Source organism: Rubrivivax benzoatilyticus JA2 = ATCC BAA-35 (assembly GCF_000190375.1).
In the GTDB taxonomy this organism is placed as follows: Bacteria; Pseudomonadota; Gammaproteobacteria; order Burkholderiales; family Burkholderiaceae_C; genus Rubrivivax; species Rubrivivax benzoatilyticus.
On record NZ_AEWG01000004.1, the window covers coordinates 20,559 to 34,628 of the forward strand.

Consider the following 14,070-nt stretch of genomic DNA (forward strand, 5'->3'; position numbering starts at 1 on the left):
TATAGCGAGGCTAAAAATTATCCAGTTCTGCTAATTCGCGACGCTCGCCATAGTGCGGCCACCCCGAACGCTTCGGGTGCCACCCACAACCCCCGTCCTGGAGAGCCGCATGGCAGCCAAGAAATACGACGCCGGCGTCAAAGAGTACCGCACGATGTACTGGCAGCCGGATTACCCGGTAAAGGATTCCGACTTCCTCGCCGTCTTCAAGGTCGTGCCCCAGCCCGGCGTCTCGCGCGAGGAGGCCGCCGCGGCCGTCGCCGCCGAGTCGTCCACCGCCACCTGGACCACGGTCTGGACCGACCTGCTGACCGACCTGGAGTACTACAAGGGCCGCGCCTACGCGATCGAGGACGTGCCGGGCCACGACGAGGCCTTCTACGCCTTCATCGCCTACCCGATGGACCTCTTCGAGGAGAGTTCTGTCGTCAACGTGTTCACCTCGCTGTGCGGCAACGTCTTCGGCTTCAAGGCGGTGCGCTCGCTGCGGCTGGAGGACGTGCGCTTCCCGCTGTGGTTCGTCACCACCTGCCCGGGGCCGCCGCACGGCATCCAGGTCGAGCGCGACAAGATGGACAAGTACGGCCGGCCGCTGCTGGGCTGCACGATCAAGCCCAAGCTCGGCCTGTCGGCGAAGAACTATGGCCGCGCCGTTTACGAATGCCTGCGCGGCGGTCTCGATTTCACCAAGGACGACGAGAACGTCAATTCGCAGCCGTTCATGCGCTGGCGCGATCGATTCTCCTTTGTGCAGGAGGCCATTGACAAAGCTCAACAAGAAACGGGTGAGCGCAAAGGCCATTACCTGAACGTCACCGCCGGCACCACCGAGGAAATGATGGAACGCGCCGAGTTCGCCAAGGAACTCGGTTCGCCGATCATCATGAACGACTTCCTCACCACCGGCTGGGCGGCGCACCAGAGCCTGTCCAAGTGGTGCCGGCGTCACGGCATGCTGCTGCACGTGCACCGCGCGCTGCACGGCGTCATCGACCGCAACCCCGTGCACGGCATCAACTTCCGCGTGCTGGCCAAGCTGCTGCGCCTGATGGGCGGCGACCACCTGCACTCCGGCACCGTCGTCGGCAAGCTCGAAGGCGACCGCGAGGCGACGCTCGGCTGGGTCAAGCTGATGCGCGAGCGCCACATCAAGGCCGACCGCTCGCGCGGCATCTTCTTCGACCAGGACTGGGGGCCGATGCCCGGCATGTTCCCGGTGGCCTCCGGCGGCATCCACGTCTGGCACATGCCGGCGCTGGTGACGATCTTCGGCAACGACTCGGTGCTGCAGTTCGGCGGCGGCACGCTGGGCCACCCCTGGGGCAACGCCGCCGGCGCCTGCGCCAACCGGGTCGCGCTCGAAGCCTGCGTGCAGGCGCGCAACGAGGGCCGCGCGCTGGAGAAGGAAGGCAAGGACATCCTGACCGAGGCCGCCCGCACCAGCCCCGAGCTCAAGGTCGCGATGGAAACCTGGAAGGAGGTCCGCTTCGAGTTCGACGTCGTCGACAAGCTGGACGTCCAGCACCGCTGAGCCGCCCCCTTCCCGTCACCCGAAAGGACTGAACCATGAGCACCGTACAAGACTACGCCTCGCGCCTGAGCGATCCGGGCAGCCGCAAGATGGGCACCTTCTCCTATCTGCCGCCGATGAGCCCGCAGCAGATCCGCAAGCAGATCGACTGGATCGTCCAGAACGGCTGGAACCCGGCCATCGAGCACGTCGAGCCGCAGCACGCGATGCACAGCTACTGGTACATGTGGAAGCTGCCGATGTTCGGCGAGACCGACATCGACCTCGTGCTCGCCGAGCTCGAGGCCTGCCACCGCGCCAACCCCGGCAACCACGTGCGCCTGATCGGCTACGACAACTTCAGCCAGAGCCAGGGCGCCAACATGGTGATCTATCGCGGCCGCGCGGTCTGAGCCCCGCAACTCCGCCCCGCCGCGGCGGCCCGGCCGCACGGCGGGGGCACGACAGGAACTGGCATGAACGACACCCTCGCGCAGTACCGCATTCCCGCCGAACCCTATTACCGCCCCGTCGCCGACGAAGTCCTGCTGTTCGAGACCGCTTACGCGGCCAGGATGCCGCTGATGCTCAAGGGCCCGACCGGCTGCGGCAAGACACGCTTCGTCGAGCACATGGCGTGGCGGCTGGGCAAGCCGCTGGTCACCGTCGCGTGCAACGAGGACATGACGGCCTCCGACCTCGTCGGCCGCCACCTCCTCGACGCTGCCGGCACGCGCTGGCAGGACGGCCCGCTGGCCGTGGCCGCGCGCCACGGCGCGATCTGCTACCTCGACGAGGTCGTCGAGGCGCGCCAGGACACGACGGTGGTGATCCACCCGCTGACCGACAAGCGCCGCGCGCTGCCGCTCGAGAAGAAGGGCGAGCTGCTGCGCGCGCATCCCGACTTCCACCTGGTGATCTCGTACAACCCGGGCTACCAGAGCGCGATGAAGGATCTGAAGCAGTCGACCAAGCAACGCTTCGGGGCGCTGGACTTCCAGTACCCGGCGCACGCGGTCGAGACCGAGATCGTGGCCCACGAGGCGGGCATCGAGCCGGCCGTCGCCGACAAGCTCGTCGCCATCGCCGAACGGGCGCGCAACCTGAAGGGCCACGGCCTCGACGAGGGCCTGTCGACGCGCATGCTGATCCATGCCGGCGAGCTGATCGCACGCGGCGTGGCGCCGGTGGCCGCGTGCCGCGTCGCGCTGGTGCGGCCGATCACCGACGACCCCGACATGCGCGACGCGCTGGACGCCGCCGTGGCGACCTTCTTCTGAACGCACGGGGCGCGACATGGGGTCCAATCTCGCGGAGCATCAGGCTCTGCTCGACGAGCTGCCGGCCCACGAACGGCAGCTCGTCGCCGCCGCCTGGCCCGAGGCGCGGCGGGCGCTCAGCCCGCGCGGGCTCGACAACTGGCTGAAGGGCGCGCTGGCGCTGCAGCGCGTGGGCCGCGGCAGCGGTGTCGTCGCCGCGTGGACGGCCGACGTGCCGGCGGTAGCGCGCGAGCTCGGCGAGGATCTGCTGCCCGAGTTCGTCCAGCACTGCCTGCTGTTCGCCTCGCGGACCTCGGGCGCGGTCATCGAGCAGATCGTCGCCACCGCGCCGACGGCGGCCCGTCGCCTGGGCGACGCCGAACTGTTCCGCGACTACCTGCAGCTGCTCGACGTCCTGCTCGCGCAGGCGCCGCGCGGCCTGCGCCCGATGCTCGGGCATCTCGACGAGCTGCTGGGCGTGCTCACGCTGGGCGGGCTGCGCCGCTGGGCGCTGTGGGGCGCGCAGGCGCACCGCAGCGATTTCGCCGAACAGCTGCGCTACTTCAGCCTCGCCTCGGCGGAGTCGCAGGCCGTGCTGCAGAAGGAGCGCAAGGGCACGCTGCTCGTCGACGTGCAGCGGCGCCTGGGCATGTACCTGCGCGCGCTGTGGGCGCGCGACTTCCTCATCCGCCCGAGTGCCGGCGACTTCGAGACGCGCGAAGGCCTGCGGCCCTTCATCGCCGACTTCTTCCTGCACCTGCCCGACGCCTGCGACGACTGGCACGGCGTGCCCGGGCTGGAGCTGTACCGGGCGGCCGCGGCGCACGGCGCGGCGCACGTCGTGGCGACGGCGGCGCGCCTCGACGACGACGGCTGGTCGGCGCTGCAGCGGGCCTGCGTCGGCCTGATCGAGGACGCGCGTGTCGAGGCGCTGGCGATCCGGCGGTTCCCGCGGCTGAAGGCGCTGTGGGGGCAGTTCCACCGCCCTGACGCGCAGGGGGGCGGCGTCGCCGATCGCCTCGGGCGCATCGCCCGGGCGCTGCTCGATCCCGACGCGGCCGACGGCGATGGCGACGCCCTCGTCGCCTGGACCCGCACGCGTTTTGCCGCCGCCGCCCTGGACAGCCACGCCGTCTCGCGCGAGCTCGGTCTCGCGCTGGCGGCGGAGATCGTGCGCCTCGGCCTGGCGTTCTCGCCTCACCGCGACGCGCTGGCCGTCCCGTACCGCGACGACAACCGCTATCTGTGGGCCGACGACGAGACGCGTGCCGCCCCGGCTTTCGCCGACGCGCTGCACGCGCCGCAGCGGCGCCGCTACGTCAGCGTCTCGGAGATGGTCAACGAGGTCGAGGTCGAGACCGCCGGCGAGGACGCCCAGGAGGTCTGGGTTTGCGCCAGCGAGCTCTTCGACGACGACGGCGTCTCGTACAACGCCCGCGAGGGCCGCGAGCCGGTCGCCGAGCCCTGCCACTACGACGAGTTCGACTACCAGCTCCAGCTCAGCCGCCCGCTGTGGACCACCGTGCACGAGAAGCGTCCGCGGCTCGGAGACCTCGCGGTGGTCGAGCGGATCATCGAGGCCCACCGCCCGCTGACCCGGCGCCTGAAGCACCTGCTGGAGGCGCTGCAGCCGCAGGGCGTGCAGCGTGTGCGCAAGCTGGAGGACGGCGACACGATCGATCTGGAGGCGGCGATCCGGGCGCAGGTCGACCTGCGGCTGGGCAAGGCGCCCGACCCGCGCGTGATGACCCGTTCGCTGCGCAAGACCCGCGACATCGCCGTGCTGGTGCTGCTGGACCTGTCCGAGTCGACCCGCGACCCGGTCGCCGGCCAGGACTACACGGTGCTGGAGCTGACCCGCGCGGCGACCGTGCTGCTCGGCGAGGCGATCGACACCGTCGGCGACGCCTTCGCGCTGCACGGCTTCTGCTCCGACGGGCGGCACAAGGTCTTCTACCAGCGCTACAAGGACTTCGCGCAACCCTGGGGCGATCTCGCCAAGGCGCGGCTGGCCGGCATGGAGGGCCGCTGGTCGACGCGCATGGGCGCGGCGCTGCGCCACGCGGGGCAGCAGCTGGCGCGCGTGCGCGCGACGCGCAAGCTGCTGCTCGTGGTCACCGACGGCGAGCCGGCCGACATCGACGTGCGCGACCCGCTCTACCTGCGCCTGGACGCCAGGCAGGCGGTCGAGGGCCTGGTCGCCCAGGGCATCAGGCCCTTCTGCCTGACGCTCGACCCGCGTGCCGACCCGTACGTCGCCCGCATCTTCGGCCAGCGCAACTACCTCGTGCTGGACCGCGTCGAGCGCCTGCCCGAGCGGCTGCCGCAGCTCTACGCGGGGCTGGCACGGTGATGCGGGGGGCCGAGTCCCATGCCGTTCGCCACAACGGCATCATCACCTTGCCCCCTCCCGCCCAGGCGCCGCCCCATGTACCTCCCGCCCCCCCTTCACCGTCCGTGACCCCGCCGCGCTGCAGCGCGTGATCCGTGAGCACCCGCTGGGCATGCTGGTCATGCACGGCGACGGCGGGCTGGACGCCGACCACCTGCCGTTCGAGCTGGACGCCGCTGCCGGCCCGCACGGCACGCTGACGGCGCACGTGGCGCGCGCCAACCCGCTGTGGCAGCGTGCCGCGGGCTGCGAGGTGATGGTCGTCTTCCGCGGCGCCCAGGCTTGCATCTCACCCAACTGGTATCCCGGCAAGCACGAGGCGCACCGTCAGGTGCCCAGCTGGAACTACGAGGTGGTGCACGCGCACGGCCGGCTGGTGGTGCAGGACGACGAACGTCTCGTGCGCGGGCTTGTCGGCCGCCTCACGCGCCGCCACGAGGCCGCCGAGCCGCGGCCCGCGCGGCCGCCTCCCGGTGGATCATCGGCGCCTCGCCGCGGGCGCCGCCCGGGGCCTCCGTTCTGTTCTGTTCTGTTCAGGAGAGTCGCATGGCGTGGGTTCTGCTCGTCGTTGCCGGTCTGTTCGAGGTGGCCTGGGCCATCGGGCTGAAGTACACCGAGGGTTTCACGCGGCCGCTGCCCAGCGTGCTCACGCTGGCGGCGATGACGGTCAGCGTGCTGCTGCTGGGCGTGGCGATGAAGTCGCTGCCGGTGGGCACGTCCTACGCGGTCTGGGTCGGCGTCGGCGCGGTCGGCACGGCGCTGCTGGGCATCGTGCTCTTCGGCGAGCCGGCCAGCGCCGGGCGGCTGGCCAGCCTGGGGCTCATCGTCGCCGGCATCGTCGGGCTCAAGCTCGCCAGCCCGGCCTGAACGGCGGCGCACGGAGTGCGCCTGAATCGTCATCGCTTGACGTATCCACCCCCGGCGCCCATTCCGCGCCGGCCTCGGACAGGTTATATATCGGGGCTGCCGGAATGCGGGTTTACGTGGGCCCGCAACTTGATCCCGGTTCGCCCGCAGGCAGACAGGAGTGTCGTCATGCCGCGAGTCAGTCCCGAGATGGGCGCCCTTCCCAGCAGGCGATCAGCACGATTCGAGTTCCGCCCCTTCGCGGGGGCGGGTCTGCTGGTTCCTGTCCGAAAGACTTCCGATGCCCATCTCCTCGCCGCTCACCCTGGTCGTGAACTGCGGCTCCTCGTCCCTGAAGTTCGCGCTCTACGACCCGCGCGAACCCGAAGCCCTGCTCGGCGGCCTGGCCGAGTGCCTGGACTCGCCTGACGCGCGCATCCGTTTCGACGCCGACGGCGAACGCACCGTCACGCCGCTGGCCGGCGGCGGCCACCGCGAGGCGCTGGACGCGCTGCTCGCCTTCCTGGCCGCTCGCGGCCTGCTCGAACGTGTGGCCGCCGTCGGCCACCGCGTCGTGCACGGCGGCGAACGTTTCACGCAGTCGGCCGAGGTCAGCGCCGAAGTGCTGGCCGACATCGAGGCCTGCGCCGAGCTGGCGCCGCTGCACAACCCGGCCAACCTGATCGGCATCCGCGCGGCGATGGCCGCGCTGCCGGCGGCGCGCCAGGTGGCGGTGTTCGACACCGCCTTCCACCAGACGATGGCGCCCGAGGCCTACCTCTACGCGCTGCCGCAGCAGTACCGCCGCGACTACGGCGTGCGCCGCTACGGCTTCCACGGCACCTCGCACCGCTGCGTGTCGCAGCGCGCCATCGAGCGCCTGGAGCTCGACCCGACCGACAACGCGCTCGTCGTGCTGCACCTGGGCAACGGCGCCTCGGCCACCGCGGTGCGCAACGGCCGCAGCGTCGACACCTCGATGGGGCTGACGCCGGTCGAGGGCCTCGTCATGGGCACGCGCTGCGGCGACGTCGACGCCGGCGCGCTGCTGTACATCGCCCGCCGCGCCGGGCTCGACCTCGACGCCGTCGACACGATGATCAACAAGAAGAGCGGCCTGCTGGGCCTGTCCGAGCTGTCCAACGACTGCCGCACGCTGGAGCAGGCCGCGGCCGCCGGCCACGAGGGCGCGCAGCTCGCGCTGGACGTGTTCTGCTACCGCATCGCGCGCACCGTCGGCGCGCTGGCCGCGTCGCTGCCGCGCCTGGACGCGCTGGTCTTCACCGGCGGCATCGGCGAGAACTCGGCCCACGTGCGCGCCAAGGTGCTCGAGCGCCTGGCGATCTTCGGCCTGGACCTCGACCCCGAACGCAACGACGTCACGCGCGGCGGCGCCTGCGCCGTCATCAGCCGCTCGCACCGGCCGGCGGCGATCGTCGTGCCCACCGACGAGGAGGGCACGATCGCGCGCGACACGGCGGCCATCGCCTTCGGCCTGTCGGCCTCGGCTGCGGAGGTGGCGTGATGCAGAGCCCCCGCCATACCCGCCTGGTCTATGTCGTGCCGACCGCCCCGGGCGTCGGCGTGTCCTCGGTCGCGCTCGGTTTCGTGCGCGCGCTGCAGGCCGCCGGCGTGCGCGCCGGCTTCGTCAAGCCGATCGCCGACCCCGGCGTCGGCCGCGACGGCGAGGACCGTTCGGTCGGCTTCGCGCGCCGCCTGTTCGGCCTGGACACGCCGGCCGCGCTGCCGATGGACACCGCCGAGGCGATGACACGCTCCGGCGAACTCGACACCCTGCTCGAGGACGTCGTCGCGCTGGTGCACGCCGTGGCCGAGACGGCCGACGTCGTCGTCGTCGAAGGCGCGACGCTGGACGACGGCCACCCGCTCGTCGCCGACCTGGACCTGGCCGTCGCCAAGGCGCTGCGCGCCGAGATCGTGCCGGTGGTGCCGGGCAGCGTCGACGGCGGCCCGACGCTGGCCGACCGCATCGCCGACGTCACCCACCGCTTCGGCCGCGACGGCGCGGCGCCGATGGGCGTCGTCGTCTCGCGCGCCCCGGCCGGGCTGGACGAGGTGCCCGACACCGCCGCGCCGGTGCTCGGCGTCGTGCCCGACGAGCCGTCGCTGGCCGCGCCGCGCATGGCCGACGTCGTCGAGGAGCTGGGCTTCGAGATCGTCGAGGCCGGCGACCTGGCCGGCGCGCGGCTGCAGAACGTCGTCGTCGCGGCGCGCAGCCCCGAGCACCTGGTCGTGCGCCTGGGCCCGGGCACGCTGGTCGTCACGCCGGGCGACCGCGCCGACGTCGTGCTGACCACCAGCTTCGCCAAGGCCACCGGCATGCCGATCGCCGGCGTGCTGCTGACCTGCGGCGAGCAGCTCGCGCCCGAGCTGAAGAGCTTCCTCGAGCCGCGCCGCGCCGGCCTGAACATCCTGCGCACCGAGCTGCAGACCTTCGAGGCCGCCACCCGCCTGGCCAGCCTCGACCGGCGCGTGCGCCCCGACGACCTGGAGCGCATGGAGCGCCTGGTCGAGCACGCCGCCGACCACCTCGACGTCTCGGTGCTGGCCGTGGCCGCGGCGGTGCCGCGCTCGGCGACGATGACGCCGCCGATGTTCCGCCACGCGCTGATCCGCGAGGCGCGTGCGGCGCACAAGCGCATCGTGCTGCCCGAGGGCGACGAGCCGCGCACGCTGGCCGCCGCCGCGATCTGCGCGCGCAAGGGCATCGCGCGCTGCGTGCTGCTGGGCGCGCCCGACGCGGTGCGCGCTGCGGCCACGCTGCACGGCATCGAGCTGCCCGACACGGTCGAGATCCTCGACCCGGACGTGGTGCGCGAGCGCTACGTCGCGCCGATGGTCGAGCTGCGCAAGTCCAAGGGCCTGACCCCGGGCCAGGCGGCGATGCAGCTGGAGGACACCGTCGTGCTCGGCACGATGATGCTGGCCACCGGCGACGTCGACGGCCTCGTCTCGGGTGCGGTGCACACGACGGCGAGCACGGTGCGCCCGGCGCTGCAGCTGATCAAGACCGCGCCGGGTTCGTCGATCGTCTCGTCGGTGTTCTTCATGCTGATGCCCGACCAGGTGCTGGTCTACGGCGACTGCGCGATCAACCCCGATCCGAGCGCCGAGGAGCTGGCCGAGATCGCGATGCAGTCGGCCGACAGCGCCGCCGCCTTCGGCATCGAGCCGCGTGTGGCGATGATCTCGTACTCGACGGGGTCCTCGGGCACCGGCGCCGACGTCGACAAGGTCCGCGAGGCGACGCGCATCGTGCGCGAGCGCCGCCCGCAGCTGGCCATCGACGGCCCGATGCAGTACGACGCCGCCTCGGTGGAGAGCGTGGGCCGCCAGAAGGCCCCGAACTCGCCGGTGGCCGGCCGCGCCAACGTGTTCGTGTTCCCGGACCTCAACACCGGCAACACGACCTACAAGGCGGTGCAGCGCTCGGCCGGCGTGGTCTCGGTCGGCCCGATGCTGCAGGGCCTGCGCAAGCCGGTGAACGACCTGTCGCGCGGCGCGCTCGTCGACGACATCGTCTACACGATCGCGCTGACCGCGATCCAGGCCGTGACGGCCTGATCGCGCGCGCTGGCCGGCATCAGCCGGCCAGCCGCCGCAGCACGTCGAGCAGCACGTTCGCACCCTGCGCGAGCTGTTCGGCCGGCGTGTGTTCACGCGGGTTGTGGCTCAGGCCGCCGGCGCTGGGCACGAAGATCATCGCCGCCGGGCCGATGCGCGCCATCATCTGCGCGTCGTGGCCGGCGCCGGACGTCATGCGGCGCACGCCGTAACCGCGCGCTGCGGCGGCGGCTTCGATCGTGCGCACCAGGCGCTGGTCGAAGACCACCGGCTCGAAACGCGCCAGCCGGCGCGACTTCACCGTCAGGCCGCGTTCGGCCGCCAGGCGTTCGAGAAACGCCGCGAGTTCGGCTTCGGCCTGCTGCAGCTTGGCTTCGTCGGTGTGGCGCAGGTCCACCGTCAGCGTCGCACGCGCCGGGATCACGTTGATCAGGTCCGGGTGCAGGCGCAGCCGGCCGACGGTGGCGACCTGCGGTTCGCCGAAACGCAGCGCCAGCTCACGCACGAAGACCACGATCTCGGCCGCCGCGGCACCGGCGTCGCGGCGCAGCCGCATCGGCGTCGTGCCGGCGTGGTTGGACTGGCCCTCGACGGTGATCTCCTGCCAGGAGATGCCCTGCAGATCGGCGACGGCGCCGATGGCCAGGCCTTCGGCTTCCAGCACCGGGCCTTGTTCGATGTGCAGCTCGACGAAGGCGTGCGGGCGGATGGCACCGACCGCCAGATCGCCGGCGTAGCCGATGCGCACCAGCTCGTCGCCCAGGCGCGTGCCGTCGATGCCGACGGTGTCCAGCGCGTCGGGCAGCGCCAGGCCGCCGGCGTGCACCAGCGAACCCATCATGTCGGGCTGGTAACGCACGCCTTCTTCGTTGGTGAACGCGGCGACGACGATCGGCCGGCGCGTCGTGACGGCGAGCTCGTCGAGCCGGCGCACGGCCTCCAGCGCCGCCATCACGCCGTAGACGCCGTCGTAACGCCCGCCGGTGGCGACCGTGTCGAGGTGCGAGCCGGTCATCACCGGCGCCGCGCCGGGTTCGCTGCCGGCGCGCGTGCCGAAGACGTTGCCGATGCGGTCGACCTGCACCGTGAGCCCCAGCTCGTGCATCCAGGCGACGAGGCGGTCGCGGCCGGCGCGGTCGGCGTCGCTCAGCGCCAGGCGGCAGACGCCGCCGTCGGGCGTGGCGCCGATCTCGGCGTGTTCGGCCAGCCGCGCCACGAGACGGTCGGCGGCGATGCCGTCGCGCACCAGACGTTCCTGCTGCGCGGCGAGCACCTCGTGCGCATCGCGGCCGACGAGCCCGGCGTAGACACCCGGCGCGGTCGCACCTTCGCTGTTGATCAGCAGCACACGGGCGTGGCGGTCCAGCCCCAGCCGCTCACGCACCGCCGGGTCGGCGCACAGCGCCTGCAGCGCCGCCAGCCCGGCGACACCCGACTCGCCGCCGACCAGCGGCAGGTCGCCGTGCGCGCCGTCGGCCAGCTCGCGCATCGCCTGCGCGGCGGCCTCGTCGGGCACGGTCATGAAGGTGTCGACCGCCGGCGCGAGGAAACGCCAGGCCAGCGGCGACGGTTCGCCGCAAGCCAGCCCGGCCATCAGCGAGTCGGTGCTGCCGCTGGCGCGGGTCGGACGGCCGGCGAGTGCGCTCTGCAGCAGGCAGTCGGCCTGCTCGGGTTCGACGACGATGAACCGCGGCCGCGCCGCACCGGCGGCTTGCCACAGCCGGCTGACGATCCCGGCGGCCAGCCCGCCGACGCCGCCTTGCAGCACGACGTGGGTGTAGGGCGTGCCCACCAGCTCCAGCACCTCGTCGGCGATGACGGCGTAGCCCTGCATCACGTCGCGCGGCACGGCTTCGTAACCTTCGTACGAGGTGTCGGAGACGACCTCCCAGCCGTTGGCCGCGGCCAGGCGCGCGGCTTCGACGACCGAATCGTCGTAGTCGCCGGCGATGCGCACGATCTCGGCGCCGAAGGCGGCGATCGCGTCTTCACGCTCGCGGCTCACCTGGGCGTGCAGCACGATGACGCAGCGGCAGCCCAGGCTCTGCGCCGCGGCGGCGAGTGCACGGCCGTGGTTGCCGTCGGTCGCGGCGATGACGGTGAAGCCGGCGAGTGCGGCGGCGTGTCGTCCGGCGAACAGGTCGGCGGCGTTCCACCCGGTGCCGTCGAAGCGGCGCTGCACCAGGCGCAGCAGCGCATACGGCGCACCCAGCGCCTTGAAGCTGGCCAGCGGCGAACGCCGGCTCTCGTCCTTCAGGTCGACGGCGGCCAGGCCCAGCGCGGTGGCGCGGCCGGGCAGGGACCACAGCGGTGTCGGCTGGCGCGCCAGCAGCGGCCAGTGGGCCAGCGCTTCGCGGGCGGCGCGGGCCTGGTCGGCGTTCAGCAGGGCGGCGAGTTCGGCGTCGTAAGGGCGGCGCGTGGCCTGCGGGTTGTGGACGATCACGGGCGGGTCTCGGAGGCGTGGGCGGGCAGGCGCAGGCGCACCAGTTCGGCGAACCAGCGTGCGCCGACGGGCAGCAGCGCGTCGTTGAAGTCGTAGCCGGCGTTGTGCAGCGGCGTCGCGCCGGGCTCGGCGCCGGCGCCGTTGCCGAGGAAGACGAAAGCGCCGGGGCGGTGCAGCAGGAAACGGCCGAAGTCCTCGGATGCCATCACCGGCGGCGTGTCGTCGTCGATCTGTGCGGCCGCGACGACGCGGCGCGCGGCTTCCAGCGCCGCGGCCACCGGCGCGGCGTGGTTGATCGTCGGCGCGAACTCGTGCGTGTACTCGACCTCGCAGCGCGCGCCGTGGGCGTGTGCGATGCCGTCGGCCAGCTCGCGGATGCGGCGCTCCAGCAGCGCCTGGACCTCCGGCGCGTAGCTGCGCGTGTCGCCTTTGATCACCACCTCGGACGGCACCGCGTTGCGGATGCCGTCGGTGTGGAACTCGGTGCACGACAGCACCGCCGGCTGCTGCGGGTCCACCGATCGTGCGACGACGGTCTGCAGCGCCAGCACGATCTCGGCGCCGACGACGAGCGGGTCGACCAGCTGATGCGGCCGCGCCGCGTGGCCGCCGCGGCCGTGCACGCGGATGACGAAGTTGTCCTCGCTGGCCATCAGGCCGCCGACGCGTGTGGCGATCTGCCCCGCCGGCAGCCCCGGCATGTTGTGCACGCCGTAGATCTCGTCGAACGGAAAGCGCTCCAGCAGCCCGTCGGCCAGCATCGCCGCGGCGCCGCGGCCGTGCTCCTCGGCGGGCTGGAAGACGAAACGCACCGTGCCGTCGAAGCCGCCGCCTTCGGCCAGCAGCTGCGCCGCCGCCAGCAGCATCGCCATGTGGCCGTCGTGGCCGCAGGCGTGCATGCGGCCGGCGTGTTGCGACGCGTAGTCACGGCCCGGCGCGTGCTCGGTGATCGCCAGCGCGTCCATGTCGGCGCGCAGCGCGACGATGCCCGGCCCGTGGCCACGGCGCAGCGTGCCGACGACGCCGGTGCCGCCGATGCCGCGTTCGACCTCGACGCCCAGCAGCGAGAGCACCTGCGCGACACGCTCGGCGCTGCGGTGTTCGTCGAAGCCGGTCTCGGGGAAACGGTGGAAGTCGTGGCGCCAGCGGCGCCAGGTGGTTTCGGCGTCGGGGGCGGGTGAGGCATGGTTCATCGGCGTGCGGCGGTGGCAGCGGTGGCCGTCATTGTTGGGGCGCCGCGGCGGGACAGAAGCTCGATTCAGCGTGCCTCGCTGCTATCGTCGTCTCATGAAACCGCTGCCTGACGAGACGAACACCGCTGCCGTCGCGCTGGACGCGCTCGACCTGCGCCTGCTCGACCTGCTGCAGGACGACGCCACGCTGCCGATGCGCACGCTGGCGGCCCGGGTCGGCTCGTCGCCGGCGACCTGCCAGCGCCGCATCGCCGCGATGCGCGCCTCGGGCGTGCTGCTGCGCCAGGTGGCGATCGTCGACCGCCAGCGGGTCGGCCGGCCGCTGACGGCTTTCGTCTCGGTCGAGCTGGACCGCCAGAACGATGCGCTGCTGCGCCAGTTCGAGCAGCGCATGGCGGCCGAGCCGGCGGTGCAGGCCTGTTACGAGGTCTCGGGCGAGTTCGACTTCCTGCTCGTCGTCACCGCGGCGTCGATGCAGGAGTACCACGCGTTCACGCGCGCCGCCTTCGCGTCGCACCACAACGTGCGCAACTTCAAGAGCACCTTCGCGATGCACTGCTCGAAGTTCGAGACCCGCGTGCCGCTGCGGCCGGCCGCCTCCGGCTGAGGCGCCCGCACCGCACGCACGATCGCGGCGCCGGCGGCCATGGCCCCGGCCTTGCATGCGCCGTCGCCGGCATGCCGCGCGGGCTTTAAGCTGCGCCGCCTCGACACCTCGCCTGACCGTCCATGTCCGTCCGCCTCCTGCCCGTGCCGCTGCTCTGCGCCTGTGCCGCCGCCGTCGCCCAGACGCCCGACGCGCGCCTGGCCGCCTGCGTCGAGATCGCCGCCGCCCCCGACCG

General features: G+C 72.5%; 10 protein-coding genes and 2 pseudogenes. 9 read left to right on the forward strand and 3 right to left on the reverse strand.

Annotated features, from left to right (window positions below; all coding sequences use genetic code 11):
- Window positions 1–109: 109 nt before the first annotated feature.
- From RBXJA2T_RS00345 to pta, 8 genes and pseudogenes are all read left to right on the forward strand, one after another.
- Window positions 110–1,531: a form I ribulose bisphosphate carboxylase large subunit gene (locus RBXJA2T_RS00345; protein WP_009855312.1), complete on the forward strand. Its 1,422-nt coding sequence runs from the start codon at window positions 110–112 to the stop codon at window positions 1,529–1,531.
- Between the two features lie 35 nt (window positions 1,532–1,566).
- On the forward strand, window positions 1,567–1,923 hold the full coding sequence (locus RBXJA2T_RS00350) for a ribulose bisphosphate carboxylase small subunit (protein WP_009855313.1): 357 nt from the start codon (window positions 1,567–1,569) through the stop codon (window positions 1,921–1,923).
- A 63-nt stretch (window positions 1,924–1,986) separates the two neighbouring features.
- Complete coding sequence (locus tag RBXJA2T_RS00355; protein ID WP_009855314.1) at window positions 1,987–2,790, forward strand: CbbQ/NirQ/NorQ/GpvN family protein; 804 nt, start codon at window positions 1,987–1,989, stop codon at window positions 2,788–2,790.
- A 16-nt stretch (window positions 2,791–2,806) separates the two neighbouring features.
- Window positions 2,807–5,122, forward strand: coding sequence for a VWA domain-containing protein (locus RBXJA2T_RS00360; RefSeq protein ID WP_009855315.1), 2,316 nt, complete (start codon window positions 2,807–2,809; stop codon window positions 5,120–5,122).
- Window positions 5,123–5,197: 75 nt separating this feature from the next.
- Window positions 5,198–5,618, forward strand: a pseudogene (locus RBXJA2T_RS20995) (FMN-binding negative transcriptional regulator); the annotation flags it as partial.
- Between the two features lie 89 nt (window positions 5,619–5,707).
- Window positions 5,708–6,028: a quaternary ammonium compound efflux SMR transporter SugE gene (sugE, locus tag RBXJA2T_RS00365; protein ID WP_009855317.1), complete on the forward strand. Its 321-nt coding sequence runs from the start codon at window positions 5,708–5,710 to the stop codon at window positions 6,026–6,028.
- 280 nt (window positions 6,029–6,308) lie between these two features.
- Window positions 6,309–7,532 (forward strand): acetate/propionate family kinase, encoded by a 1,224-nt coding sequence (locus RBXJA2T_RS00370; RefSeq protein ID WP_009855318.1) that lies wholly within the window; start codon window positions 6,309–6,311, stop codon window positions 7,530–7,532.
- On the forward strand, window positions 7,532–9,592 hold the full coding sequence (pta, locus tag RBXJA2T_RS00375) for a phosphate acetyltransferase (RefSeq protein ID WP_009855319.1): 2,061 nt from the start codon (window positions 7,532–7,534) through the stop codon (window positions 9,590–9,592). The genes RBXJA2T_RS00370 and pta overlap by 1 nt, the downstream gene beginning before the upstream one ends.
- A gap of 19 nt (window positions 9,593–9,611) precedes the next feature.
- On the opposite strand, the gene RBXJA2T_RS20590 is transcribed toward pta, so the two are convergent.
- From RBXJA2T_RS20590 to RBXJA2T_RS00385, 3 genes and pseudogenes are all read right to left on the reverse strand, one after another.
- Window positions 9,612–10,841: a M20 family metallo-hydrolase gene (locus RBXJA2T_RS20590; RefSeq protein ID WP_237704837.1), complete on the reverse strand. Its 1,230-nt coding sequence runs from the start codon at window positions 10,839–10,841 to the stop codon at window positions 9,612–9,614.
- Window positions 10,842–10,874: 33 nt separating this feature from the next.
- Window positions 10,875–12,035: pseudogene (locus RBXJA2T_RS20595) on the reverse strand (diaminopropionate ammonia-lyase); the annotation flags it as partial.
- Window positions 12,032–13,228, reverse strand: a complete 1,197-nt coding sequence (locus tag RBXJA2T_RS00385) for an amidohydrolase (RefSeq protein ID WP_009855321.1) — start codon at window positions 13,226–13,228, stop codon at window positions 12,032–12,034. The pseudogene RBXJA2T_RS20595 and the gene RBXJA2T_RS00385, both read right to left, overlap by 4 nt.
- Before the next feature lie 94 nt (window positions 13,229–13,322).
- Between RBXJA2T_RS00385 and RBXJA2T_RS00390 the strand changes: the two genes are divergently transcribed.
- Complete coding sequence (locus RBXJA2T_RS00390) at window positions 13,323–13,835, forward strand: Lrp/AsnC family transcriptional regulator (RefSeq protein ID WP_009855322.1); 513 nt, start codon at window positions 13,323–13,325, stop codon at window positions 13,833–13,835.
- Window positions 13,836–14,070: the final 235 nt, after the last annotated feature.